The organism is Cupriavidus sp. D39 (assembly GCF_026627925.1).
GTDB lineage: Bacteria > Pseudomonadota > Gammaproteobacteria > Burkholderiales > Burkholderiaceae > Cupriavidus > Cupriavidus ulmosensis.
In genome coordinates this window covers 1,420,366-1,446,076 of record NZ_JAPNLE010000009.1, presented here as the reverse complement: position 1 = coordinate 1,446,076, position 25,711 = coordinate 1,420,366, and the positions used below count along the sequence as shown (strand labels likewise).

21 protein-coding genes and 4 pseudogenes are annotated in these 25,711 nt (G+C 66.3%); 18 read left to right on the top strand and 7 right to left on the bottom strand.

The features are described from left to right. Window positions 1-115 precede the first annotated feature (115 nt). The 14 genes and pseudogenes from cysT to OMK73_RS18545 all read left to right on the top strand — a co-directional run bounded on the left by cysT (window position 116) and on the right by OMK73_RS18545 (window position 13,256). Window positions 116-1,060 carry a sulfate ABC transporter permease subunit CysT gene (gene cysT, locus OMK73_RS18610; RefSeq protein ID WP_267603436.1) on the top strand — a complete coding sequence of 315 codons (945 nt, stop codon included), beginning with the start codon at window positions 116-118 and terminating at the stop codon, window positions 1,058-1,060. Window position 1,061: 1 nt separating this feature from the next. After that, window positions 1,062-2,000, top strand: coding sequence for a sulfate ABC transporter permease subunit CysW (cysW, locus tag OMK73_RS18605; protein ID WP_267603435.1), 939 nt, complete (start codon window positions 1,062-1,064; stop codon window positions 1,998-2,000). Then, entirely contained in the window at window positions 1,997-3,121 is a 1,125-nt protein-coding gene (locus OMK73_RS18600) for a sulfate/molybdate ABC transporter ATP-binding protein (protein WP_267603434.1), read from the top strand. The genes cysW and OMK73_RS18600 overlap by 4 nt, the downstream gene beginning before the upstream one ends. Further along, window positions 3,118-4,064, top strand: a pseudogene (locus OMK73_RS18595) (CysB family HTH-type transcriptional regulator). The gene OMK73_RS18600 and the pseudogene OMK73_RS18595 overlap by 4 nt, the downstream one beginning before the upstream one ends. 229 nt (window positions 4,065-4,293) lie before the next feature. Then, on the top strand, window positions 4,294-4,500 hold the full coding sequence (locus tag OMK73_RS18590; protein WP_267603433.1) for a LiaI-LiaF-like domain-containing protein: 207 nt from the start codon (window positions 4,294-4,296) through the stop codon (window positions 4,498-4,500). Then, window positions 4,497-4,922: a terminase gene (locus OMK73_RS18585; RefSeq protein WP_267603432.1), complete on the top strand. Its 426-nt coding sequence runs from the start codon at window positions 4,497-4,499 to the stop codon at window positions 4,920-4,922. Before OMK73_RS18590 ends, OMK73_RS18585 begins: the two co-directional genes overlap by 4 nt. A 43-nt stretch (window positions 4,923-4,965) precedes the next feature. Beyond that, window positions 4,966-6,156: a sensor histidine kinase gene (locus OMK73_RS18580; protein ID WP_267603431.1), complete on the top strand. Its 1,191-nt coding sequence runs from the start codon at window positions 4,966-4,968 to the stop codon at window positions 6,154-6,156. A 73-nt stretch (window positions 6,157-6,229) separates the two neighbouring features. Next, window positions 6,230-7,060: a LytR/AlgR family response regulator transcription factor gene (locus OMK73_RS18575; protein ID WP_267603430.1), complete on the top strand. Its 831-nt coding sequence runs from the start codon at window positions 6,230-6,232 to the stop codon at window positions 7,058-7,060. Window positions 7,061-7,178: 118 nt separating this feature from the next. Next, a pseudogene (locus OMK73_RS18570) lies at window positions 7,179-8,443 on the top strand (MFS transporter). Further along, a pseudogene (gene rraA / locus OMK73_RS18565) lies at window positions 8,391-9,052 on the top strand (ribonuclease E activity regulator RraA). The pseudogenes OMK73_RS18570 and rraA overlap by 53 nt, the downstream one beginning before the upstream one ends. A 2-nt stretch (window positions 9,053-9,054) precedes the next feature. Next, entirely contained in the window at window positions 9,055-9,456 is a 402-nt protein-coding gene (locus OMK73_RS18560) for a gamma-glutamylcyclotransferase family protein (protein WP_267603429.1), read from the top strand. A gap of 96 nt (window positions 9,457-9,552) precedes the next feature. Beyond that, entirely contained in the window at window positions 9,553-10,500 is a 948-nt protein-coding gene (locus OMK73_RS18555) for an alpha/beta fold hydrolase (RefSeq protein WP_267603428.1), read from the top strand. 351 nt (window positions 10,501-10,851) lie between these two features. Next, window positions 10,852-12,147, top strand: a complete 1,296-nt coding sequence (gene aceA / locus OMK73_RS18550) for an isocitrate lyase (protein ID WP_267603427.1) — start codon at window positions 10,852-10,854, stop codon at window positions 12,145-12,147. Between the two features lie 359 nt (window positions 12,148-12,506). Next, entirely contained in the window at window positions 12,507-13,256 is a 750-nt protein-coding gene (locus OMK73_RS18545) for a M48 family metalloprotease (protein WP_267603426.1), read from the top strand. A 107-nt stretch (window positions 13,257-13,363) separates the two neighbouring features. On the opposite strand, the gene OMK73_RS18540 is transcribed toward OMK73_RS18545, so the two are convergent. Both OMK73_RS18540 and OMK73_RS18535 read right to left on the bottom strand, forming a co-directional pair. Then, entirely contained in the window at window positions 13,364-13,798 is a 435-nt protein-coding gene (locus tag OMK73_RS18540; RefSeq protein ID WP_006161942.1) for a universal stress protein, read from the bottom strand. A 132-nt stretch (window positions 13,799-13,930) separates the two neighbouring features. Beyond that, complete coding sequence (locus tag OMK73_RS18535) at window positions 13,931-14,884, bottom strand: LysR family transcriptional regulator (protein WP_267603425.1); 954 nt, start codon at window positions 14,882-14,884, stop codon at window positions 13,931-13,933. A gap of 262 nt (window positions 14,885-15,146) precedes the next feature. Here OMK73_RS18535 and OMK73_RS18530 point away from each other — a divergent pair, with 262 nt between their 5' ends. The 3 genes from OMK73_RS18530 (at window position 15,147) to OMK73_RS18520 (ending at window position 18,152) form a co-directional block, all read left to right on the top strand. After that, the gene (locus tag OMK73_RS18530) at window positions 15,147-15,848 is read left to right on the top strand and encodes a haloacid dehalogenase type II (RefSeq protein WP_267603424.1); all 702 of its coding nucleotides are present in this window, start codon (window positions 15,147-15,149) and stop codon (window positions 15,846-15,848) included. A gap of 43 nt (window positions 15,849-15,891) precedes the next feature. Continuing rightward, window positions 15,892-17,478 (top strand): malate synthase A, encoded by a 1,587-nt coding sequence (aceB, locus tag OMK73_RS18525; RefSeq protein WP_267603423.1) that lies wholly within the window; start codon window positions 15,892-15,894, stop codon window positions 17,476-17,478. 233 nt (window positions 17,479-17,711) lie between these two features. After that, window positions 17,712-18,152 (top strand): DUF1772 domain-containing protein, encoded by a 441-nt coding sequence (locus tag OMK73_RS18520; RefSeq protein ID WP_267603422.1) that lies wholly within the window; start codon window positions 17,712-17,714, stop codon window positions 18,150-18,152. 121 nt (window positions 18,153-18,273) lie between these two features. Here OMK73_RS18520 and OMK73_RS18515 read toward each other — a convergent pair whose 3' ends face one another. The 5 genes from OMK73_RS18515 to OMK73_RS18495 are packed head-to-tail and all read right to left on the bottom strand — an operon-like array spanning window position 18,274 to window position 25,034. Beyond that, a complete protein-coding gene (locus OMK73_RS18515; protein WP_267603421.1) occupies window positions 18,274-19,746 on the bottom strand; it encodes a flavin-containing monooxygenase in 1,473 nt (490 codons plus the stop codon). Beyond that, complete coding sequence (locus OMK73_RS18510; protein ID WP_267603419.1) at window positions 19,743-21,119, bottom strand: LLM class flavin-dependent oxidoreductase; 1,377 nt, start codon at window positions 21,117-21,119, stop codon at window positions 19,743-19,745. The genes OMK73_RS18515 and OMK73_RS18510 overlap by 4 nt, the downstream gene beginning before the upstream one ends. A gap of 53 nt (window positions 21,120-21,172) precedes the next feature. Then, a complete protein-coding gene (locus OMK73_RS18505) occupies window positions 21,173-22,525 on the bottom strand; it encodes an LLM class flavin-dependent oxidoreductase (RefSeq protein ID WP_267603417.1) in 1,353 nt (450 codons plus the stop codon). After that, window positions 22,522-23,769 (bottom strand): acyl-CoA dehydrogenase family protein, encoded by a 1,248-nt coding sequence (locus OMK73_RS18500; protein WP_267603416.1) that lies wholly within the window; start codon window positions 23,767-23,769, stop codon window positions 22,522-22,524. Before OMK73_RS18500 ends, OMK73_RS18505 begins: the two co-directional genes overlap by 4 nt. After that, entirely contained in the window at window positions 23,766-25,034 is a 1,269-nt protein-coding gene (locus OMK73_RS18495; protein ID WP_267603414.1) for an acyl-CoA dehydrogenase family protein, read from the bottom strand. Before OMK73_RS18495 ends, OMK73_RS18500 begins: the two co-directional genes overlap by 4 nt. 320 nt (window positions 25,035-25,354) lie before the next feature. On the opposite strand from OMK73_RS18495, the pseudogene OMK73_RS18490 reads away from it, so the two are divergent. Then, a pseudogene (locus tag OMK73_RS18490) lies at window positions 25,355-25,711 on the top strand (type II toxin-antitoxin system RelE/ParE family toxin); the annotation flags it as partial.

The window sequence follows — 25,711 nt, the reverse complement described above, 5'->3', positions numbered from 1 at the left end:
CCGGAGCGTTATGCGCCGGCGTCATAAAGAAGCCGCCCCCGCTGCTTCGGTTTCCAGCGAATCCCGCTCGGAAGCCCTTCTCCGGAGGCGGATACGACGGCACAGACGAGACAACATGCCACCCTCGATTTCCTTGGCGGACAATCCGCCCCCGGCGCGGCCGGATGACCGCCAAGCGCGCAAAAGCGCGCCCGCCAAGCCAGGCAAGCAGCGCTTTACCGTGCTGCCAGGCTTCGGCCTCTCGCTGGGCTTCACGCTGTTCTACCTGACGCTGGTCGTCCTGATCCCGCTGTCGGCCACCTTCCTCAAGACCTTCACCATGACCTGGGAGGCCTTCTGGACCGCGGTGAGCTCGCCCCGGGTGGTCGCCTCCCTGCAACTGAGCTTCGGCGCCTCGCTGATCGCCGCCATCGTGAACACGGTGTTCGGGCTGATCGTTGCCTGGGTGCTGGTGCGCTACCGCTTTCCCGGCAAGCGCCTGATCGATGCGCTGGTCGACCTGCCCTTTGCCCTGCCCACCGCGGTGGCCGGCATTGCCCTGACCGCGCTGTTCGCCGGCAACGGCTGGATCGGCCGCTACCTGGAGCCGCTGGGCGTCAAGGTGGCTTTCACCCCGCTGGGCGTGGTGGTGGCGCTGACCTTTATCGGGCTGCCGTTCGTGGTGCGCACGGTGCAGCCGGTGCTCGAAGACGCGGAGCAGGAGCTGGAAGAAGCCGCGGCCAGCCTGGGCGCCACGCGCCTGCAGACCTTTGTCCGCGTGATCCTGCCGACCATCCTGCCGGCGCTGCTGACGGGGTTTGCGCTGTCGTTCGCACGGGGCACCGGCGAGTACGGCTCGGTGGTGTTCATCTCCGGCAATATGCCGATGGTCTCCGAGATCGCCCCGCTGATGATCTATTCCAAGCTGGAGCAATACGACTACGCGGGCGCTACCGCGGTAGCGGTGGTGATGCTGGTGATCTCCTTCGCGCTGTTGCTGCTGATCAACCTGCTGCAAGCGTGGACGCGCCGTCACCACCAGGCAGTGCGCGCTTCCGTGGCGCCGGACAAGGAGAGCTGAAATGGCCGGCGTCGCTACCAAGGGCCTGGGCGGCCGTGCTGCCCCCGCCGCGCGTTTCCGGGATGCCACGGGTGAAGCGCCGTGGGTGCGCTACACCCTGATCGCCATCGCGGTGCTGTTCCTGGCGCTGTTCCTGTTCATCCCGCTGGCTTCGGTCTTTTATGAAGCGCTGCGCAAAGGCGTGCAGACTTATCTTGATTCGCTGGTCGAGCCCGATGCCGTGGCCGCGATCCAGCTCACATTGCTGGTGGCCGCCATCGCGGTGCCGCTCAATGTGGTGTTCGGCGTGGCGGCGTCCTGGGCCATCGCCAAGTTCGATTTTCGCGGCAAGAGCCTGCTGACCACGCTGATCGACCTGCCGTTCTCGGTGTCGCCGGTGATCTCCGGCCTGGTCTATGTGCTGCTGTTCGGCGCGCAGGGCTGGCTGGGACCGTGGCTGGAGGCGCACGACATCAAGATCATGTTCGCGGTGCCGGGCATCGTACTGGCCACCATCTTCGTCACCTTTCCCTTTGTGGCGCGCGAGCTGATCCCGCTGATGCAGGCGCAAGGCAGCGAGGAAGAGGAGGCCGCCATCGTGCTGGGTGCCTCGGGCTGGCAGACCTTCCGCCGCATCACGCTACCCAATATCCGCTGGGGCCTGCTGTATGGCGTGATCCTGTGTAACGCGCGGGCAATGGGCGAGTTCGGCGCGGTCTCGGTGGTGTCGGGCCATATCCGCGGCCTCACCAACACCATGCCACTGCACGTGGAAATTCTCTACAACGAATACAACTTCGCCGCAGCCTTCGCGGTGGCGTCGCTGCTCACACTGCTGGCCCTGGTCACGCTCGGCATCAAGACGCTGGTGGAATACCGGGCGAGCCGCGAGCACAGGGAAGACGAGAACTTTGCGCCGGAGAACCCGAGCGCTGGCAAATTGCAAGGACAGGCATCATGAGCATCCAGGTCAAGAATGTGCGGAAGCGCTTTGGCAATTTCGTTGCGCTCGACGACGTCACCCTCGATTTCGACGAAGGCCAGCTGACGGCGCTGCTGGGCCCCTCGGGCTGCGGCAAGACCACGCTGCTGCGGATCATTGCCGGCCTGGAACGCGCGGACGCTGGCCAGATCCTGCTGGAAGGGCGCGACGCCTCGCACCAGCACGTGCGCCAGCGCCAGGTTGGCTTTGTGTTTCAGCACTACGCGCTGTTCAAGCACATGACGGTGTTCGAGAACGTGGCCTTCGGCCTGCGCGTCAAGCCGCGTGCCGAGCGCCCCAGCGAGGCGCAGATCCGCGACAAGGTGCGCGCGCTGCTGGAGCTGGTGCAGCTCGACTGGCTGGCCGAGCGCTATCCGCCGCAGTTGTCCGGCGGGCAGCGCCAGCGCATTGCGCTGGCCCGCGCGCTGGCGGTGGAGCCGCGCGTGCTGCTGCTCGACGAGCCGTTCGGCGCGCTCGATGCCAAGGTGCGCAAGGAACTGCGCCGCTGGCTGCGGCGCCTGCACGACGAGCTCCATGTCACCAGCGTGTTCGTCACCCACGACCAGGAAGAAGCGCTCGAAGTGGCCGACCAGGTGGTGCTGATGAACCGCGGCCATGTCGAGCAGGCGGGCACGCCGGAGGCGGTGTACAACCATCCGGCCACGCCGTTCGTGTTCGGCTTTCTCGGCAACGTCAACCTGTTCCACGGCCGGCTCGAGGTTGGGGAGCGGGGCGGCCTGCTGCACACCGGCGACTCGATCCTGCCGGTGATCGGCAGCGGCCATGAAACCGCCGGCGATGCCGTGGCCTATGTCCGCCCGCACGATCTCGATCTCGAGCGCTATTCGCCCGGCACCGACGGCATTGCCGTGACGCTGCGCCGCGCGCTCACCCTGGGCCCCGTGGCCCAGCTCGAACTGGAACGTGAAGACACCCAGGAAGTCATCGAGGTGGCGCTGCCGCTCGAGCGCTTCCGCCACCAGGGCTTCCGCGAGGGCGAACTGCTCGCCGTGCGGCCGCGCCGGCTGCGTGTCTTCGTCCAACCCCATTCATCCGCCCCGGCTAGCGCCAGGGGCACGCCGGCAGGAGCCGCACAATGAACTTCCAGCAACTACGTTCCATCCGCGAGGCGGTGCGCCGCCAATTCAACCTGACCGAGGTGGCCAATGCGCTCTACACCTCGCAGCCCGGCGTGTCGCGCCAGATCCGCGAGCTGGAGGAGGAGCTTGGCGTCGAGATCTTCGAGCGTTACGGCAAGCGCCTGACCGGCCTGACCGAGCCCGGGCGTGAAATCGTGCGCATCGTCGAACGCCTGCTGCTCGAGGCCGAGAACCTGCGCCAGGCGGGCGACGAATTCGCCGGGCGCCATACCGGCCGCCTCACGGTGGCCACCACCCACACCCAGGCCCGCTATGCCTTGCCCAAGGTGGTGCAGAGCTTCCGCCGCGCCTACCCCCATGTGACGCTGGCGTTACAGGAAGCCTCGCCCGCGCATATCGTGGAGCTGGTGCTGTGCGGCCAGGCCGATATCGGCATCGCGACCGAGGCGGTGGCCAGCGAGGCCGGGCTGACCTCGTTCGAGGCCTACACCTGGCGCCACGTGCTGGTGGTCTCGCCCGAGCACCCCTGACGCTCCTACCGGAGCCGACGCTGGAAGACATCGCCGGCTTCCCGATCATTACCTACGACGCCGGCTTCACCGGGCGCCGCAAGATCGATGGCGCCTTCGCCGCCGCCGGGCTGCAGCCGGAAATCGTGCTGACCGCCATGGACGCGGACGTCATCAAGACGTACGCCGAGCTGGAACTGGGCGTGGGCATCATCGCCTCGATGGCCTACGACGAACGCAAGGACGCCGGGCTGGTGCGGATCGCGGCCGACCACCTGTTCGAGCCCAACACCACTAGCGTGGCCGTGCGCCGCGGCGCCTACCTGCGCGGCTACGCGCATGCCTTCATCAACATGTTCGCGCCGCATCTCTCGCGCGACACGGTCAGCAGCGCGCTGTCCGAGCCAGCGGGCGGGCAGGTGGTCGAGGCCTGACGGCTTCCTGGGCCTCATGGGTCTCATTGGCCCGCAGAGGCCGCGGTGCCGATCGCGCCGCATCCTCGCCTTTCGCGCCATCCGCTTTCCATTCGTCGCACGCCACTTTCGTCCCGGCCGGTGTCCGCGTAAAGTCACCACTGTCCGTGGTGGCATAGATTGCTGCCGCCACATGGCTTGATGCACTGCAATATCGACGGTGCGCGGGTCCGCACGCGAGGAGAGCGCGATGAAGCAAGGCCGTGGCGGCAAGGGGCTGATCGCCCCGATCATCCTGATTGCACTGGGCGCGGTGCTCCTCGCGCAGAATGGCGGCATCCTGCCGGCCTATCTGCTACGCGAGGGCTGGCCCGTGCTGCTGATCGCCCTGGGCGCCATCGTGCTCGTGCGCCGCCTGGCCTGGCGCCGCGCCAGCCAGGGAGGGCAGAAGCCATGAGCGCACGCCCCCAAGGGCTGCTGCGCTGGCAATGGCAAGGCTACGCCCGCAATCACAATCACCCTCTCAGCCTGTTGCTGCACATTGTCGCGGTGCCGATGTTCATGGCCGGCAATGTGCTGCTCGTCTATGGCGTGCTCTCGCTGTCCGCTCAGGCAATCGGGCTGGGCATGATATGCATGGGCTTGTCGATGATGCTGCAAGGACGCGGGCACCGGCTCGAAGCGGTACGGCCCGAGCCGTTCGATGGCCCGCTCGATATTGTCCGCCGCATCCTGGCCGAGCAATGGATCACCTTTCCTCGCTATGTGCTGTCGGGGCGGTGGTGGGCCGCTTTGCATGGCCGCATCACGGACGAAACCGCCCACGAAAATGAGGCACAAGATGCGCATAAGCCGGGCAAAGGACGGCAGCGCCCGTGAACGGCCCCTACAATAACGATCAGTTGTCCCCGACCTTGCCCCTATGAAATCGCTGGATCGCTGTCCTGCCGCCATTCCCTCCCGGATCTCGATCCTCGCGCGCGACCTGGTGTTCGTGCTGTGCGCGAACACCATCATCGCCGTCAGCCTGAACTACGGTTTCCGCACCGGCGGCTCGCTGTGGCACAACTTCGTCTACAGCCAGCTGATCGGCCTGTCGATCTGGCTGCTGATCGACATTGCCCGCGTGCTGATCTGGTGGAACGACAGGCCGCGGCGCTGGCCTTTCCTGTGCCTGACCGCAGTGGCCGTGCCGCTGGGCGTGATCATGGGCAGCTGGACCACGCGCGTGGTCCTGAACGAGCCGGCCAAGTCCTTCGAGGAAGCTACCGATATGCTGCGCATGTGCCTGGTAGTGGGCATGCTTGCGTCGGCCAGCATGATTTACTTCTACTGGTCACGGGAGAAGCTCGCGCATCTCGAGCGGCAGGCCGCGCTCGATGCGCTGCAGCGCGAAGAAGCCGAGAAGCAGCTGGTGCGCGCGCAACTGATGGCCCTGCAGGCGCAGATCGAGCCGCATTTCCTGTTCAACTCCCTGGCCAACCTGGATTGCCTGATTGCCACCGACCAGCAGGCCGCAAGGCGCCTGCTGCAGCGGCTGATCGGCTTCCTGCGCATGTCGCTGTCCCACACGCGCGCCGAGCAATGCACGCTGCGCCAGGAGTTCGAGCTGCTGCGCAGCTACCTGGACATCCAGGCGCTGCGCTTCGGCACGCGCCTGGCCTATGAGATCGAGCTCCCGCCCGAGCTGGCGGAGGTGGAGATCCCGCCCATGCTGATCCAGCCGCTGGTGGAGAACGCGGTCAGCCACGGCATCGAGCCGTGCATGCGTGGCGGCAAGATCGTGCTGTCGGCCCGGGCGCAGGGCGACAGCGCCGTGCAGGTGGTGATCACCGATACCGGGGTGGGTTTCGGGCATGCCGTGACCAAGGGCTCCGGCCTCGGGCTGACCCATGTGCGCGAGCGGCTGGCGCGGATTTTCGGGGCGGCGGCCAGCATGCAGATGGAAGAAAACACGCCGCGCGGCGTGATCGTCCGGCTGACGTTGCCGGTTGTGCGCACGGCGGCGCCTGTCGCAGCCCACGCACCGCTGCCGGTGCCCGCGGCCAAGGCCGCAGGCGCGCGCGCAATCACCCCTGTGAGCGCCGCCACGCAAGGCATTTCCCATTCTTGAGGCGCCTCGCCGCTTAGGCGCTTAGACCGCCGCTTGGACTGCTTCGACCGATCCGCCCCTTACTCCCGTTTCCATGGCCCCGACCCTGTTGATTGCCGACGACGAGCCGCTGCTCGCGCGCGCCTTGCATGCCGAATTGTCCAGCCTCTGGCCCGAAGCGCAGATCGTCGCCGTGGTGCATGACGGCGTGTCCGCGCTGGAGGCGGCCCGCCAGCACGAGCCCCAGGTAGCGTTTCTCGATATCCGCATGCCTGGCATGAGCGGCATGGACGTGGCGCGCGAGCTCATGGCGTTCGATCCGCCGCCGCTGGTGGTGTTCGTCACGGCATATGACCAGTTCGCGCTGGAAGCCTTCGAGCGCGAGGCGGTCGACTACGTGCTCAAGCCGGTGCAGCCCGAGCGGCTGGAGGCCACCGTGCACCGCCTCAAGGCGAGGCTGGCGGCCCAGGCGCAGGCCAGCGAGGAGGGCGGCGCCGCCATCGATACCGATCGCCTGGCGCAATTGCTGGCGCGCCTCGAGACGCTGGAGCCGGGCGGCGGCGGGCCCGCGCAACAGGCGGCGGGCGCGCCGCAACATGGCTACTTGCGCTTTATCAAGGCACTGGTCGGCCAGGAGGTCCGCATCATTCCGGTGGACGAGGTGATCTACCTGGAGGCGACGGACAAGTATGTCAACGTGGTTTCCGCCAGCGGCGAAGCGCTGATCCGCACCAGCCTGCGCGAGCTGTCGCAGCAACTCGACCCCGAGCGCTTCTGGCAGATCCATCGCGGCACGGTGGTCAACATCGACTGCGTGGCCAGCGCCGTGAACCAGTCGCTGGGGCGGCTCGCGCTCAAGCTGCGCAATCGCTCGGAAACCTTGCCGGTGGCACGCCAGTACGCCTATCTGTTCAAGCAGATGTAGCGCGCAGAGCACCCCTGCCAGGGGTGCTTTTACTCTATGATGCGGTATTCGCAGCGCGCTTCTTGTGCCTGGCAGCATGGCCGGCGCGCCATGCCAAGCCCAGCCCGATAGCCGCCCAATGACTGCTGCCACCCTCGATCCCGTTCGCAATCCGCTGCGCCACGACGCCCAGGTCATCGGTCTGGTCGGGCTGGCCCACGGCGTTTCCCACTTCTTTCACCTGCTCCTGGCGCCTCTCTTCCCGTGGATCAAGGCCGAGTTCGGCCTGAGCTATGCCGAGCTGGGTTTGCTGATGACGGTGTTCTTTGCCGTGTCGGCCGTGGTGCAGACCGCGTCAGGCTTCGTGGTGGACCGCTTTGGCGCAAAGCCGGTGCTGTTTGGCGGCCTCGGGCTGCTGGGCGCGGCGGCCTTGCTGCTGTCCATCAGCCCGAGCTACGCGATGCTGCTGCTTGGCGCGGGCGTGGCCGGGATCGGCAACGGGGTGTTCCATCCCGCCGATTTCACCTTGCTCAACAAGCATGTTTCCCAGCCGCGGCTGGGCCATGCGTTCTCCGTGCATGGCATCTCGGGCAACCTCGGCTGGGCTGCGGCGCCGATCTTCCTGGTGACCATTGCCGAGCTCGGCAGTTGGCGCACCGCGCTTGCCTGTGCCTCGGCGGTGGCCTTTGGCGTGCTGGCCGTGCTGCTGGCCTTTCGCCATGTGCTGGATCCCCGCGCCGCCGCCGGTGCGGCGCCCAGGCCGGCCAGCGCTGCACCCAAGGCGGGCGGCAGCATGCTGGCGTTCCTCAAGCTGCCGCAAGTGTGGATCTGCTGGGCCTTCTTCCTCGTCACCACCTTTTCGTTCTCCGGCATCCAGAGCTTCGCGCCGACCGCGCTGACCCAGCTCTACGGCATGCCGCTGACGCTCGCCACGGCGTCGTACACCGTCTACATGCTGTGCAGCGCGGGCGGCATGATCGTGGGCGGCTTTGCCGCGGGACGCACCAGCAACCACGACCGCCTGATCGCGATGAGCTTCACGCTGTCCGGCTTGGTCGCCATCGTGGTGGGGCTGGGCGTGCTGCCGGCCGTGATGGTGCCGGTGCTGATGGGCGTGATCGGCTTCGGTGCGGGCACGGCCGGGCCTTCGCGCGACCTGCTGGTGCGTGCGGCAGCCCCGCTGGCGCCACGGGCCGGGTTTATGGCGTGGTCTACTCCGGCCTGGATATCGGCCTGGCCAGCGGGCCGCTGTTCTTCGGCATGCTGATGGATGCGCATTGGCCGAGCTGGGTCTTCTTCATGATCGGCGCCTTCCAGATGCTGGCGATCTTCACCGCCGTCACCGTGGGCAATGGCAACCGCTCCCGCCGCGAGGTGGCGGGCAAGCGGGCGGCCGCCGGCTGACGCCGGCACCCGCCCGGATCGCGCTAGCGCGATCCGGGCGGTCCCTAGGCCCCATGGTTCCGCATGCAGCCTTCAATTTCCAATTTCCACTTTCCTGATTCGGGAGTCCTTCATGAGCTTTGCTACCACTGACCTGTGCGACGCCAATGAGGCACGCCTGGCCGACGGCTCGCTGCGCGTGCTGTCGCCGGTATTCCAGCAGTTCGGCAAGCGCGCCGCGTTCTCCGGCCCGGCGGCCACGCTGAAAGTGTTCGAGGATAACTCGCTGGTGCGCGAGGCGGTCGAGTCGCCCGGCAACGGCCGCGTGCTGGTGGTCGATGGCGGCGGCTCGCTGCGCTGCGCGCTGGTGGGGGCAACCTTGGCGTGCTGGCCGAGAAGAACGGCTGGGTCGGCATCATCGTCAATGGCTGCGTGCGTGACAGCGGGGAGCTTGCGGTGTGCGATATCGGCCTGCGCGCCCTGGCCCTGCATCCGCAGAAGAGCCAGAAGCGCAATGTGGGCGAGCGCGAGGTCACCGTGCAGATGCCCGGCGCCGTGGTGCGGCCGGGCAACTGGGTCTATGCCGACGCCGATGGCGTGCTGGTGGCGGACACCAAGCTGGAGGGCTGAGCATGCCGGTGGTCTTTGTCTATGGCACGCTGCGCGCGGGCGAAGTCAACGACCTCAACGCGGCCGCGCGCAAGCACGGCATTGCCGCGCCGCGCCTGATCGGCAGCGCGACCGTGCCGGGGCGGCTCTATGACTTCGGCACGTATCCCGGCCTGGTGCTGGACGCCGCCGCGCCCGGCGTGGCGGGCGACTTGTACGAGGTCGATGCCGCGCTGGTGCCTGTGCTCGACGAGATCGAAGAAGTCTATCCGGGCCAGGCCTCGTTGTTTGTGCGCGAGGAGCGCGTGGTGGCGGTTGGCGAACAAGCCGTCAGCTGCCTGCTTTATCCGGTGGGCGAGGAGGCGGTCGCGGGCCTGCCGCGCATCGATTCCGGCGACTGGGTAGCCTACCGGCGCGCCCGCTAGCCCCTCGCGTTTGAAACGCCACGCCGCGCGCTCGCCGCGCGGCGGGTCTTGGCGTAGCATCGGCAACCATTCCATCGTCCGATGTCATGGTCAAGCATGCAAGCTTCCAACTCCCTTCCCAACCAGCGCTTCGTCCAGTCCGGCGACGTGCGGCTTGCCGTCAAGACCTGGGGCGATCCCGCGCGCCCGGCCATCGTGCTGGTGCACGGCTATCCGGACAACAGCGCCGTCTGGCATGGCGTGGCGCCGCTGCTGGCCAATGACTATTACGTAGTTGCCTATGACGTGCGGGGCGCCGGCGGCTCTACGGCGCCCAAAGGGGTGGCGGCCTACCGCCTGGAGCGGCTGGCGCAAGACTTCAGCGCGGTGATCGATGCCGTCTCGCCGCATGCGCCCGTCCACCTGGTCGGCCATGACTGGGGCTCGATCCAGTGCTGGGAGTTTGTCACCGAGCCACGTCTGCGCGGCCGCATCGCCTCGTTCACGTCGTGCTCCGGGCCTTGCCTGGACCATGTCGGCCACTGGATGCGGGGAAACCGGCGCCTGTCGTTCACGGCGCTTTCACGCTCGCTGCGGCAGATGGCCTCGTCCTGGTACATCTATCTCTTCCACCTGCCGTGGCTGCCGGAACTCAGCTGGCGGCTCTGGATGGGCCGCGCCTGGCCGCTTTACCTGAAGCGGACCGAGCGCATCGAGGCGGATCGGAATCCCACCCAGATCGCGGACGGCTGCTTTGGGCTGGCGCTGTACCGCGCCAATATGCTGCCGCGCCTGCTTTCTCCGGGCGAGCGCCACGCCCACGCGCCGGTGCAGGTGATCGTGCCGCTGCTGGATCGCTATGTCAGGCCGGCGCTCTCCGAGGATCTGTCGCGCTGGGTGGGGCGCTGGTGGCGCCGGGAGGTCAGCGCGCGGCACTGGCTGCCGCTGGCGGACCCCGCCGCCATGGCCGCGATGGTGCGCGACCTGGCCGGGCATATCGATGGCGGCCCGGAACCGCTGGCATTGCGGCAGGCACGGATGGCGCCAAATTCCGAAATTTCATAATGCGGAATGATGTTTTGCGCGGCAAAAAATGTAGATGCGAAGCACAACGGGCATTTCTCATGATGGAAGATTGCCTGCCACATCGTGAAAAGTATATCGCAAGCCATTGATTATAAATAAGAAAAAACTAAGCAAGGACTGCATTCCGACCTGTTGCGACGCGGGACGTTTCCCTACACTCTTATATAAGACACATGACCTGAACGGCAAAAAACAGGGGTGGCGAGGCCAGCAAATCAGCGCCGCCTGAACACCCCCGAAAGTGCCCTGGTCGGCAAGTCGGCACCACGGTCCGCCTAGCCTGTCGCAAGTTTCCAATGCCATCCCCGTCTTAAACACTAGGAGAGTGAAATGTCCCACGAAACCGAAGCAAAGAACCTGCAAAAAGAATGGGATACCAATCCCCGCTGGAAGGGCGTCGCGCGTCACTACACCGCCGATGACGTCGTGCGCCTGCGCGGCTCCGTGCAGATCGAGCACACCTTGGCCCGCCGCGGTGCCGAGAAGCTGTGGCACCTGCTGAACACCGAGCCGTTCGTCAACACGCTGGGCGCGCTGACCGGCAACCAGGCCATGCAACAGGTCAAGGCTGGCCTCAAGGCCATCTACCTGTCGGGCTGGCAAGTCGCGGGCGACGCTAACCTGGCCGGCGAAATGTACCCCGACCAGTCGCTGTACCCGGCCAACTCGGTGCCGCAAGTGGTTCGCCGCATCAACAACACCTTCCAGCGCGCCGACCAGATCCAGTGGAGCGAAGGCAAGGGCGACACCGATTTCTTCGCACCGATCGTGGCTGATGCCGAAGCCGGTTTCGGCGGCGTGCTGAACGCCTTCGAGCTGATGAAGTCGATGATCGACGCGGGCGCTGCCGGCGTTCACTTCGAAGACCAGCTGGCTTCGGTCAAGAAGTGCGGCCACATGGGTGGCAAGGTGCTGGTGCCGACGCGTGAAGCCGTTGCCAAGCTGACCGCCGCGCGCCTGGCCGCCGACGTGTCCGGCGTGCCGACCCTGGTGATCGCCCGTACCGACGCGGAAGCCGCCGACCTGCTGACCTCGGACGTGGATGAGCGCGATCGCCCGTTCTGCACCGGCGAGCGCACGGTGGAAGGCTTCTACCGCACCAAGCCGGGTATCGAGCAATCGATCGCCCGTGCCCTGGCCTACGCGGAAGTGGCCGACCTGGTGTGGTGCGAAACCGGCAAGCCGGACCTGGAGTTCGCCAAGAAGTTTGCCGAAGCCGTCCACGCCAAGTTCCCGGGCAAGATGCTGGCCTACAACTGCTCGCCGTCGTTCAACTGGAAGAAGAACCTGGACGACGCCACCATCGCCAAGTTCCAGAAGGAACTGGGCGCCATGGGCTACAAGTTCCAGTTCATCACGCTGGCCGGCTTCCACTCGCTGAACTACTCGATGTTCAACCTGGCCTACGGCTATGCCCGCAACCAGATGAGCGCCTTCGTCGAACTGCAGGAAAACGAGTTCAAGGCAGCCGAGAAGGGCTTCACCGCCGTCAAGCACCAGCGCGAAGTCGGCACGGGTTACTTCGACGCCGTGACCCAGACCATCGAAGGCGGCCAGTCGTCCACGACCGCCCTCAAGGGTTCGACCGAAGACGAACAATTCTTCGACGACAAGAAAGTGGCCTGAGGCTTCAGATCTTCAGATCAATAGAGCTGGTCACCTGAAGGGCGTGCGACCATCACGCCCCTCAATTAGGCGCCGCGCCGTCTCCCTCTCAGGGACGGCGCGGTTTTTTGCTTTTGGCGCCAGGCAGGCAGGCGCCCGGCCCGGAAAGGGAGAGCCGAGGCCGGTACGCGCGGAAATGTCAAATATTGTGTCTGTATCGATTCAGACATTTCAGGTTCACTTGGGACGATTTCAGCGATATGATTCCGCCGTGTGCCAGAAGAGGCGCGCAGCAGGTCGCCGGTGAGCCACCGGCACATGTCCATATAAGTCACTGGCAGGCAACCCGGTCGGTGCACATCCCAAGAAGAAGATCAATCATGAAGCACAAACTCTCCCTGGCGGCCATCGTTGCTCTATCCGCCTTTGTGGTCGGCTGCGCCGGCACCAATGTTGACGGCATGTTGGGCGCCGGCACGTCGATGTTCAAGGCGGCCTCGCTGAGCGACGGCGACGTCAAGACCATGTCCGACCAGTCTTGCGCAGAGCTCGACAAGACCAACAAGATCGCGGCCGCCAACAGCACCTACAGCAAGCGCCTGACCAAGATCATGTCGGGCCTGCAATCGGGCGACCTGCCCAGCGTCAACGCCAAGGTCTACCTGACCAAGGACGTCAACGCCTGGGCCATGGCCAACGGTTGCGTGCGCGTGTACAGCGGCCTGATGGACATGATGACCGACGACGAAGTGCGCGGCGTGGTGGGGCATGAGCTGGGCCACGTGGCGCTGGGCCACACCAAGAACAAGATGCAGGTGGCGTACGCCGCCATGGCCGCGCGCGGCGCGCTGGCCGCCGCCGGCGGCACCGTGGCCGCGTTGTCGGCCTCGCAACTGGGCGAAATGGGCGAGCAGCTGATCAACGCGCAATTCTCGCAAACGCAGGAAAGCGCCGCGGACGACTACTCGTTCGACGTGCTGACCAAGAACAAGGCCAACACCCGCGGCCTGGTCACGGCGTTCCAGAAGCTGGCCAAGCTCGATGGCGGCAAGTCCAGCATGTTCTCGTCGCATCCGGGCTCGGAAGACCGCGCCAAGCACATCGAGGACCGCATCAAGAAGAGCAGCTGATCCTGGCCGGCCTGGCCGCATCGGCGGGCCGATCAAGCAAAAAGGCTGGCTGCCCCGCTCGGGGTGGCCAGCCTTTTTGTTGACTGGCGCCCGGCGCCAGGGCGCACTTAGCGATACACGATCACCGGGATGTCGGTGTGCGTCAGCACCTTCTGGGTTTCGCTGCCCAGCAGCAGGCCCGACAAGCCGCGCCTGCCGTGCGAGGCCATGAAGATCACGTCGCAGCCATGGCGCTCGGCCGCGTCGATGATGCCCAGGTAGGGCACGGCAAAGGTGGACATATCGGCGTCGAAGCTGATGCCGTCGGCCCTGGCGGCGGTTTCCACTTCTTTCAGGTACAGCTTGGCCTGGCTTTCGATTCGGTCCCGGAAGGCCTGGGGTGCCTCCACCACGATCTCGCTGAACGGCGTGTAGGGATATTCCTCCAGGCAGACATAGGCGGTGACCCGCGCGTTGATTGTCTTGGCCAGCTCCAGCGCGCCGTCGATGGCCTTCTTGGACAGTTCCGAACCGTCGGTGGGTAGCAGGATGTGCTTGAACATGCTGGACTCCTTTGGGGCGAATGGACCGCGTGGACCGAATTGACGTGTGGACGGAGGCAGGCCGCATGGCACCTGTCAGGTTTCATTGTAGGCAGGGGTGGCGCATGCAGCATTGCCCTAAATCAAATCGAACTACGAATTGACCGCCAGTTGCGGCTTGCTGGCGGCGGATGCCTGTTCCGCGCGGCGCCAGTAGGCCGGATTCCCATAAGTGTTCTTCAGGTGGTCGATGAACAGCCGCACCCGCAGCGGCAGGTGCTTGCGCTGCGGAAAGACAGCGTGGATGCCGATCGGCGGCGCCTGGAATTCGTCGAGCACCGTGACCAGCCGGCCACTGGCAATTTCCTGCCCGACCTCCCACCAGGAGCGCCATGCCAGCCCGTGGCCATGCAGGCACCACGCGTGGAGCACCGCGCCATCGGTGCATTCCATGGTGCCGCCCACCTTGACCGTCACCTGGCGGCCCTCCTGCTGGAAGGCCCAGCCGCGCTGCACGTTGGCGCTGGCGCCGAAGGCCAGGCAGTTGTGGCGGGTGAGATCCTCGGGCAGGGCGGGCACGCCATGGCGCGCCAGGTATTCGGGAGACGCCACCACCACGCGGCGGTTCTCCGCCAGGCGGATCGACACCAGGCTGGAGTCGGGCAGGTCGCCCAGGCGGATGGCGCAGTCGAAGCCCTCGTTGACGAGATCCACCACGCGGTCCGACAGGTCCAGCGTGATGGTCACGTCCGGGTGCGACTCGATGAACAGCGGCACCAGGGGCGCCACGTGCTTGCGCCCGTAGCCAGCCGGCGCGGTCACGCGCAGGTGGCCGCTGGCCTTGACGCCGCCTGCCGAGACGCTGGCCTCGGCGTTGTGCAGGTCGTTGAGGATGCGCTGGCAGTCTTCCAGGAAGGCCGAGCCCTCGAAGGTGAGGCTGATCTTGCGGGTGGTGCGCAGCAGCAGCTTGACCCCCAGGCGCTCTTCCAGCGCATCGATGCGCCGGCCGATGATGGCGGGCGCCACGCCTTCAGCCGCCGCGGCCGCCGAAAGGCTGCCCCGAGCGGCTACCGAGACGAAGGTCTCCAATTGTTTGAAATGATCCACGAAGCTCGCCAGTTTTGTGCCTCATACCGCCCAAAAAACGAGGTGGGTGAGGCAATGGGGTGGATTTGGTGCCTTATCTTTATACCGTTAGCGAAGATTAGTGGGGTAAAAGTAAAAGATCAAGTGACCCTGACCGACTTTGCCGCACTGCAACGTCTCCCTACAATGCTATGCATTCATTGGTGTACAGGCCCACGCAGTGGTGTTGGCTTGCCGGCTTTGCCGGGTTTGCCGGGTTTGTCCAAAGGAACCGCTCCAGCTCATGCAAAAGATCCGCGCAGTCGTCTTTGATGCCTACGGCACGCTGTTCGACGTGTATTCCGTCACCGCGCGCGCGGAGCAATTGTTTCCGGGCAAGGGCGAGGCGCTGGCATTGCTGTGGCGCGAGCGGCAGATCGACTACACCCGCATTCGCTCGATGGCCGCCCCCGACGGCGCATACTACAAGCCGTTCTGGGCGCTTACGGTGGATGCGCTGCGCTATGCGGCCGAGCGCCTGCAACTGGTGCTGGACCCGGCCTTGGAGGCGCAGCTGCTCAAGGAGTACGCGTGCCTGTCGGCCTTCCCGGAAAACCTCGGGGCGCTCAAGCGCCTGCGGGCCGCCGGGCTGCCGCTGGGCATTCTTTCCAACGGCAACCCCGAGATGCTGGACATCTCGGTCAAGAGCGCCGGCATGCACGGGCTGTTCGACCACGTGCTGTCGGTCGATGCGGTGCGCATGTACAAGACCGCGCCCGAGGCCTACGCGCTGGGCCCCAAGGCATTTGGCGTGCCGGCCGGGGAGATCCTCTTCGTCTCGTCCAATGGCTGGGACGCTTGCGGCGCCACCTGGTACGGCTACACCACGTTCTGGATCAATCGTGCCGGTCATCCGGCGGAGCGGCTCGATGTGAGCCCTTCCGGCACCGGGCACGACATGAACGACCTGCTCGAATTCGTGCGCACCCAAGGTGCGGCGGTTTGACGGCGGGCACCCCAACTCAACCATCGATCACAGGAGAACACTGATGGCCATCACGCTGCCTGCGGGCATGAAGATTACCGGCGAAATCCTGCCGGCCTACGAAGACATCCTCTCGCCGGCCGCACTGGCCCTGGTGGACAAACTGCATCGCGCCTTCGAGCCGCGCCGCCAGGAACTGCTGGCCGCCCGCGTCGAGCGCACCAAGCGCCTGGACGCCGGCGAGCTGCCCGACTTCCTGCCGGAAACCAAGAGCGTGCGCGAAGGCGACTGGAAGGTCGCGCCGGTGCCGCCGGCACTGCATTGCCGCCGCGTGGAAATCACCGGCCCGGTCGAAGCCAAGATGGTCATCAACGCGTTCAACTCCGGCGCGGACAGCTACATGACCGACTTCGAGGACTCCAACACCCCCAACTGGCACAACCAGTTGCAGGGCCAGGTCAACCTCAAGGCCGCCGTGCGCCGCACCCTCACGCTGGACTCCAACGACAAGCACTACAAGCTGGCCGACAAGATCGCCACGCTGCAGGTGCGCCCCCGCGGCTGGCACCTGGACGAAAAGCACGTCACCATCGACGGCCAGCGCGTCTCCGGCGGCATCTTCGACTTTGCGCTGTTCCTGTTCCATAACGCCAAGGAACAGATCGCACGCGGCGCCGGCCCCTTCTTCTACTTGCCGAAGATGGAAAGCCACCTCGAAGCTCGCCTGTGGAACGACGTCTTCGTCATGGCCCAGAACGAAATCGGCCTGCCGCAAGGCACCGTCAAGGCAACCGTGCTGATCGAAACGATCCTGGCCGCCTTCGAGATGGAAGAAATCCTGTATGAGCTGCGCGAGCACAGCGCTGGCCTGAACGCCGGCCGCTGGGACTACATCTTCTCGTGCATCAAGAAGTTCAAGGTCGACAAGAACTTCTGCCTGGCCGACCGCGCCAAGGTCACCATGACCGCGCCGTTCATGCGCTCGTACGCGCTGCTGCTGCTCAAGACCTGCCACAAGCGCGGCGCGCCCGCCATCGGCGGCATGAGCGCCCTGATCCCGATCAAGAACGATCCGGAAAAGAACGCCATCGCCATGCAAGGCATCATCAACGACAAGAAGCGCGATGCCACCGACGGCTACGACGGCGGCTGGGTGGCGCACCCGGGCCTGGTCGAGCCGGCCATGAAGGAATTCGTGGCAGTGCTGGGCGACAAGCCCAACCAGTTCGACAAGCAACGCGACGACGTCAACGTGGCGGCCAAGGACCTGCTGGACTTCCAGCCGGAAACGCCGATCACGGAAGCCGGCCTGCGCATGAACATCAACGTCGGCATCCACTACCTCGGCTCCTGGCTAGCCGGCAACGGCTGCGTGCCCATCCACAACCTGATGGAAGACGCCGCCACCGCCGAGATCTCGCGCTCGCAGGTGTGGCAGTGGATCCGCTCGCCCAAGGGCAAGCTGGAAGATGGCCGCAAGGTGACCGCCGAGATGGTGCGCGCGCTGATCCCGGAAGAGCTGGCCAAGGTCAAGGCATTCGTCGGTGGCGACACCAAGACGTATGACCGCGCCGGCGAGATCTTCGAGCAGATGTCCACGTCGGAAGACTTTGCTGAGTTCCTGACGCTGCCGCTGTACGAAGAGATCTGATCGGGCTGGCCGTACACTGGCCTTGCCGGGGCGCCTGCCTCGGCGTTAAACAACCCGCAGCCTGGTGCTGCGGGTTTTTTATTTCCAGGCTCCAGGTAAGCCGACGCGATTCGCGCCCATGCCATCTGGCGTAACATGATCCGGACCAGGCTTGCTCTTGCCGGAATTTTTCCGCGATCTGCTCACGCCGACCGATAAGGCTTGGAATGCTCATTCCAGCAGGAGAGGCAAAGATGCTTCAGGCTGCCCAGTTTATCGCTACCTTTTGCTGCACCCTGTTCTCGGGCGCAGCGGTCTACATTACGTTTGTCGAGCATCCCGCGCGGATGGGATGTGACACGAAAACGGCGGCAACGGTCTGGGCGCCAAGCTACAAGCGCGCGACGCTGATGCAGGCGCCGCTGGCAATCCTGAGCTGTCTTGCGGGTGTGGCCTCAGGGCTGCTCGGGGGCGGCACGATGTGGCTGATTGGCGCGGTGCTCATCGGCAGCGTTGTGCCGTTCACCTTGCTCGTGATCAAGCATGTCAACGCGCAACTGCTTGAGGGCAAGCGCGATCTCGCTTCGGCTGAAACGCGGATCCTGCTGGACAAATGGGGAAGGCTACATGCGGTCCGGTCCGTGCTGAGTCTTCTCGCCTCCGTTCTCTTCCTGGTTCTCTTGCTTCATCACTGATCAGGCGGATCAGGCAGATCAGGCGGACCGCGCCGATGCTACCGGGTCAACGTGACCCGATAGCCGAAGGCAGCCGGTGCCGGACATGCCGGCCACGGCCTCCCTGTCACGCGTCCTCGCCTCACGCCGCAGCTAGCGTGGCATCAGCCGGTTTCCACAGCGCACCCGCATAAAGCGCCGCACCAAAATCCGCCGGCACGTCGCCGCGAATCCGCTGTTCATGCAGCGCCAGGTCCGCCAGCAGCAGATCGCGGCTGATGCGGGCGACAGAGCCCGGGATATCGCGCCGCATGCTGGGCACATCGCCCAGCGGCACGCCGACGCTGGCGAAGCCAGCAGGGTTGTGCACGTGGAGATCGCGCAGCCACGGCGCGGCGCCTGGTGTTTTCTCAAGGTACTCAAGGCCGCTGCCCAGATAGGGCGACGCGGCGAGGTCGTCGTCGCGTGCGTCGGCCGGGGCTGCATAGCGGTCGCGCCAGCGCAGGATATGCGGCGCGATGTCGGCCAGTTCCGGACGAGCCGACGGATCCACCAGATAGCCCGTGCCGGCAATCGCGAAGTCGAAGCGCAGGTTCTCGCCTTGCACCTGGGTGACGATGCGGCCGGATTCCACCTCGGCGCCGGACAGCGACGTGCCCAGGTGCAAATGGAATTGCGGGAATTTGAGCACCCGCTCAACGGAATCGGCCGGTGGCGTGGAGCCGGCGCGGCGATAGCGGATGGCTTGCTCCCAGCGCGTGGCGTCGGGCAGGGCGTGGTAGTTGTCGTAAAGGCCGGGGTAGGCGCGCACGCGCGATACCGGCGTGGCGGCGATATGGTCGCGGCGCGCGAACAGGTGCACGGCAGCCGCGCCGGATTCCAGCGCCACGGCGGCGGCGTCGAAGGCGGATGCCGCCGCGCCCAGCACGGCGACCGTCTTGCCGCGCAGCGCGTCGAAGTCGATGGCATCGGCCGTATGCGCGGCCAGCCCGGCGGCCACGGCCCGCGACAGCACGGCTGGCACGAACGGTGCGCCATTGCCGGCCACGCCATTGGCCAGGATGACCTTGCGCGCCGTCTCGATGCGCGGCTGCCCATTCACTTCCAGATGCAGCCGGAAGTGCTGCACCGCGGCGCCGGTTACGGGTTCGATGCGTACCACCCGCGTGGCATAGCGCACCTGCACGCCGAGGAAGCTCCGGTACCAGTCCAGGTAATCGGCCCAGGCCAGGCGAGGAATGCGGTCGATGACGGCATAGGCCTCAGCCCCGTGCCGCGCTTCATACCAGGCCTGGAAGCCCAGCGTGGGCAGGCCAAGCTCCGGCCCGACCAGGTTCTTGGGCGTGCGCAGCTTCTGCATGCGGGCGCGCGTGCGCCAGACGCCGGCCAGCGCGCCGTCGGGCGCGGCGTCCAGCATTGTCACGCGGCCGATGCCCGCGCGGCGCAGCGCGAAGGCGTAGGCGCTGCCGCTCTGGCCGCCGCCGACGATGGCCACGTTGTGGTCGATGCCGGCGTGGTCCGGCACCCAGTTGTCTGGCGCGGGACCGAGCAGGCGCAGCGTTTCACGCGCGAGGAAATCGGGGTCGGAAGCGGGGAGGGAAGAGGTGGTAGTCATGCGGCAGCGGCAAGGGTTTGGGCGGCGGATCTGGAGGAAGCGGCTGGGTGCGCGGGACGCTTGAGCCCAAGGTGCTCGCGCAGCGTGCTGCCGTCGTACTCCGCGCGGAACAGGCCGCGGCGGCGCAGCTCCGGCAGCACCAGTGCGATGAAATCGGTGAGCCCGCCCGGCAGCACCGGCGACATGATGTTGTAGCCGTCGGCGCCGTATTTGCGGAAGCGCTCTTCGAGCTGGTCGACGATCTGCTCTGGCGTGCCGATCACCTGCCAGTGGCCGCGGGCACCCGCAACGCGCTGGTAAAGCTGGCGGATGGTCAGGTTCTCGCGCCGCGCCAGGTCGATCACCAGCCGCTGGCGGCTCTTGCTGGCATTGGTCTCGGGCAGCTCGGGAATCGGGCCATCGAGCGCATAGCCCGACAGGTCGAAGCCGCCGGTCAGGCCGGACACCAGCGCCAGGCCGACCACGGGGTCGATCAGCGCTTGCAGCTGCTCGAATTTCTCCTTGGCTTCGCTTTCGCTCTGGCCCACCACGGGAAATACGCCGGGCAGGATCTTCAGGTCGTCCGGCTCGCGCCCATATTTCGCGAGCCGGCCTTTGACGTCGGCGTAGAAGGCCACGGCATCCTCCACGGTCTGCTGCGCCGTGAACACGGCTTCGCCCGTGCGTGCTGCCAGTTCCTTGCCGGCTTCGGAGGAGCCGGCCTGTACCACGACCGGATGGCCCTGCGGCGTGCGCGATACGTTGAGCGGCCCCTGCACCGAGAAATGCTTGCCCTTGTGGCGCAGCACATGGCGCCTGGCGGGCTCGTAGTAGCGGCCGCTGGCCTTGTCACGCAGGAAGGCATCGTCTTCCCAGCTGTTCCACAGCCCGGTGACCACGTCGGCGAACTCGGCGGCGCGCTCGTAGCGGTCGGCATGGGCGAAGTGGTGGTCGCGGTTGAAGTTGCGGGCTTCGTGCTCGTTGGACGAGGTGACCAGGTTCCAGCCGGCGCGCCCGCCCGAGATATGGTCCAGCGAGGCGAACTTGCGCGCCACGTGATAGGGCTCGTTGAAGCTCGTCGAGGCGGTGCCGACCAGGCCGATGCGATCGGTCACCGCGGCCAGCGCGGATAGCAGCGTGATGGGCTCGAACTGCGCCTGGTAGCTGTGCGCGGTGCGGCTGAGGAACTCGACATCGTCGCCGCGCGTGCCTACGCCGTCGGCCAGGAAGACCAGGTCGAACTTCGCCGCCTCGGCGGCCTGGGCGAGCGCGACGTAGTGCTTGAAGTCGATGCCCGCGTCGGCCTTGGCATCGGGATGGCGCCAGGCGGCGATATGGTGGCCGCTGGGGTAAAGGAAGGCGCCCAGGCTGAGGAAACCGCTACGTTGAGCCATGATTGCTTGTCGGTTATTTGCTTGTGTCTGTTGTTTGCTTGGATCAGGGGATATCAGGCGGCCTTGCGAGCGCTTTGCCGGCCCTGTGGCCGTGCCAGCCCCAGGTGCTCGCGCAGCGTGCTGCCTTCGTACTCCGTGCGGAAGATGCCGCGCCGTTGCAGGATCGGCACCACGCCGTCGACAAAGTCCTGCAGCCCGTCAGGCAGCGCATCCGGCATCAGGTTGAAGCCATCCGCCGCGCCATGCCGGAACCAGTGCTCGATGTCGTCGGCGATTTGCTCAGGCGTGCCCACGATCACGCGATGCCCGCCGCCGCCCGCCAGCTCGCGGATCAGTTCGCGCACGGTGTAGCCATGGCGCCGCGCCAGCGCCAGCGTGGCGTTGAAGAAGGTGTGGTTGCCATTGCCGTTGGCGGGCAGGACAAGGTGGTCCGGCAGCCGCTCGTCCAGCTTCAGGCGGTCCGGCGTGATGCCTAGCGTGCCGGCCAGCCGCGCCAGGCTGTAGTCCCAGGGAATCAGGTCGATCAGCGCGTCGCGCCGCTGGCGTGCCTGCGCTTCGGTGGCGCCGATGATGGTGGTCAGGCCCGCCAGCACCCGCACGGCGTCGGGCCCGCGCCCGAGCGCCTGCGCGCGCGCTTTCAGCTCGCGCCCGTAGGCCAGCGATTCCTCGAAGGATTGCGACGCCGAGAACACGGCCTCGGCATGGCGTGCGGCCAGCTCGCGCCCGTCGGCGGAGCCGCCGGCCTGCACCAGCACCGGATGGCCTTGCGGCGAGCGCGGCAGGTTGAGCGGCCCCTGCACGCTGAAATGCTCGCCATGGTGCGCGATCGGCTGCACCTTGGCGGTGTCGACGAAGCGGCCCGATGCCTTGTCGCCGATAAAGGCGTCGTCCTCCCAGCTGTCCCACAGCGCCTTGACGACCGTGGTGAACTCGGATGCGCGCGCATACCGCTGCGCGTGGTCCGGTGCCGCATCGCGCCCGAAGTTGCGCGCCGAGGGCGCATCGGCCGTGGTGACCACGTTCCAGCCGGCACGCCCCGCGCTCACATGGTCCAGCGTGGCGAAGCGCCGCGCGATGTTGTAGGGCTCGTTGTAGCTGGTGGACGCCGTGCCGACCAGGCCGATATGCGTGGTCGCCGCCGCGATGCAGGCCAGCAGCACCGTCGGCTCCAGCGCGGGGATCGGGCGGAAATGGATCTGGTCGACGATGGCGGCGTTGTCCGCCAGGAACACCGCGTCGAGCTTGCCGGCTTCGGCAATCTGCGCCACGCGGATGTAGTGCCGCACGTCGGCAAAGGCGGCGGGATCGCTCTCGGGCAGCCGCCAGGCCGACGGCACGAAGCCCGAGTGCAGGATATTGATATTGAGGTGGAGCTGGCGCTGGCGCGCTCGGTTCGATGCACTCATTGGTAGGTCCCCGGTTCGGGATGGCCTTCGCCCAGCACCCAGCGGCCGACATTGCGGGTCTTGTACTCGGACGGGTTGTGCAGGGTATGGATGCGCACGTTGCGCCAGAAGCGGTCCAGGCCGGTCTTGCGCACCGCCGAGCGCGCGCCGGTGACCTCGAAGATCTCGCTGGAGACCTGCAGCGCGACCTCGCCAGCCAGCACGTTGGCCGCCGCGATGGCCACGGCCGCTGCGCCGCGTTCCTCGGCGGCGAGCGCTTCTCCGCGCGCAATCACGCCGTCGAGCGCAAGCAGCGCGCGGTCGGCCAGCGCGGTGGCGGCCTGGGTCTTGACCCAGAGCTCGCCGTATTGCCGGCGCACCCACGGGTCGTCGACATGGCGCTCCACGCCCGAGTGGATCCACGGGCGCGACTGATGCACCGTGTATTCACGCCCTGCGCGCAGCGCGCCCTGCGCCGTGCCGATAAACACATTGAGCAGCACGCTTTGCTGCTGCAGCGGCGTGACCGTGCGGTAGGGCTCGGCCGGCGCGCCGGTGGGGTTCAACGGCACCGGCTGGCCGAGCACTTCGCTCTCGTGCACGCGCACGCCCCGGTAGGTGACGCGGCCGCTGCCGGTCTGGCGCTGGCCGATGCCGTCCCAGTCGTCCTCGATCAAGATGCCTTGGCGGTCCGCGGGAATCGCGGCAAAGCGGCGCTCGCCGCTGTCGGCGTCTTCCCAGGCAATCGCCAGGAAGTCGGCCACATGCGAGCCGGAAGTGAAGGGGCGATAGCCGTCCAGCACGAACCATTCGCCTTCGCGCCGGCCAAACAGGCTCTTGGAAAAGCTGTTCGCCGTGTTGCCCCAGAACCAGTTGCCCTCGGCCGAGCGGCGCCACAGGCTCAAAGCCTTCTGCGGCGCGTTGCGCAAGCGCGGGCTCAGCAGGCTGCTGTAGTGATAGCCGAACAGATGGCCGAGCGAGCCATCCACCTGCGCGAACAGGCGCGTGATGCGCAGCACGGTCGACCAGGTTTCGCCCTGGCCGCCGATTTCGCGTGGCAGCAGCAGCGCAAGCAGGCCGTGCTCCTTGAGCAAGCGAATCTGCTCCGCCGGTTTCCCGCCGGCCTGGTCGCGGGCGATGGCGTCTTCGGCGAAGCGATCGCGCAGTGCGACGGCGCGGGCGATGAATGGGTTGCTGGTGTCGGGCTCGAACAGCGTGGGCGCTGGTTCAGCCTGTGCGCGGAGATAGGCGACGTTGGCGGTCATGATGGGGTCTCGGTCGGTAGCCGTAATCGAATGTTGGGCGCGCAGGCCAGCAGTCGCGGCTCATGGTGTTCGGCGGGTTCAGCGATAGATGGCAGGCGAGGGAATTCGCCCGTGAGCAACCATGTGCCCACCGTGCGTTTCTTGTACTCGGCCGGGTTGTGCAGCGTGTGGGTGCGCACGTTGCGCCAGAAGCGGTCGAAGCCATTGGCGTTGGTGGCAGAACGCGCGCCCATCACCTCGAAGATCTCGTTCGATACGGCCAGTCCGGTCTCCCCGGCGTACAGGTTGGCGGTAGCCAGCTCGATGGCTACCGGCCCGCGCTGCGCCAGCGTCAGCGCCTGTCCGTAGCCATAGATCGCATCCAGGCTGCGCGCCGCCTGGTCGGCCAGCTCGGTCGCCGCCAAGGTGCGGATGGCGAGCTCACCGTATTTGCGCTGGACCCACGGATCATCGACATGGCGCTCCACGCCCGCGTGGATCCACGGACGCGATTGCGTGGCGGTGTAGGCGCGGCCTTCGTCCAGCGCGCCCTGTGCCGTGCCGACGAAGACATTGAGCAGCACGCTTTGCTGCAACAGGGTGGTCAGCGATGCGAAAGGGGTGAGCGGATCGTCAGGCTTGCCAAGCAGCTCGTCGTCGCGCACCAGCACGCCGTTGAACGTCACGGTGCCGCTGCCGGTCTGGCGCTGGCCGATGCCGTCCCAGTCATCCTCGATCACGATGCCCGCGCGATCCGCCGGCACCACGCCCATCAGGCGCTGGCCGAGCGCATTCTCCCAGGCAAGCTGGATCACGTCCGCCACATGGCTGCCGCTGGAGAAGGGCCGGAATCCGGTGACCAGCCAGCCATCGTTGCCGGGCGCGCGCTGCGCGCTGGACGTTTTCGACAGCGCATTGCCCGAGTTGCTCCACAGCCATTGCTCCTGGGCAGCGGCGCGCAGCCAGCGCTCCTGCTGCGCGGGCGTGCCGCGCGCCTGCACGGCGTGCACGGGCAGATGGTGGTAGCCGAACAGGTGGGCCAACGAGCCATCGGTACGCGCGAATTCCCGCACCACGCGCAGCAGTGACAGCCACGAGGCACCGCCCCCGCCGTACCCCGTGGGAATGCCGGCTGAGAGCAGGCCGCTTTCCTTGAGCAAGCGGATTGGTTCGATGGGCCGGCCGCCAGCCTTGTCGCGGGCGACGGCATCGGTATGGAAGGCCTCGCGCAGCACCACTGCGCGGGCGACGAAGGGATCGCTCAGATCCGGACCGAAGTTGGGCATGCCGGGTTGTCTTCTCAATGTTGCACCCGAGACACGATAGAACAAGGTTGTCGCGCCACCAACGAAGCAAACCGCGCTTGCATATCCACTTTTATGGATGGCCGTTCGCCGCATCACTGCGCGCAGAAATTTCCCTGCGCCAATTCAGACGGCGCCTACGCCCTGTGCCGCGGTCCCACGGAACAATGCATCCGTCTCTACTCCCACGACCTGATTTTGCAAACATTGAATCCGGGCCCCGGAAGGGCAACCGGCGGCGGCTCACTGGCGCCGGGGGGCAGCCGAATGCTGGCTATTTATACCTTTTCAGATATAATTCGATGATTCCATGCGACGAAAAATTGCTGGTCTGGGTTGGAAGCAGCAAGAAGGACCTGATGGCGCTGCCAATCGATGTGCGGAGATTCTTCGGCCATGCCTTGGATTTCGCGCAACGAGGCGGCCAGCACGATGCGGCAAAGGTGCTAAGGGGGTTCGGTGGGGCAGGTGTTCTGGAGGTTGTCGAAGATGATGTAGGCGGGACTTACCGCGCTGTCTATACCGTGAGGTTCCCGCAGGTGGTATTCGTTCTGCACTGCTTCCAGAAGAAGAGCAAGCGCGGGATCGAGACACCGAAAGAAGAGATGGACATCATTCGCGCCAGGCTGAATGTGGCAGAGGCGCACGCAAAGGAGCTA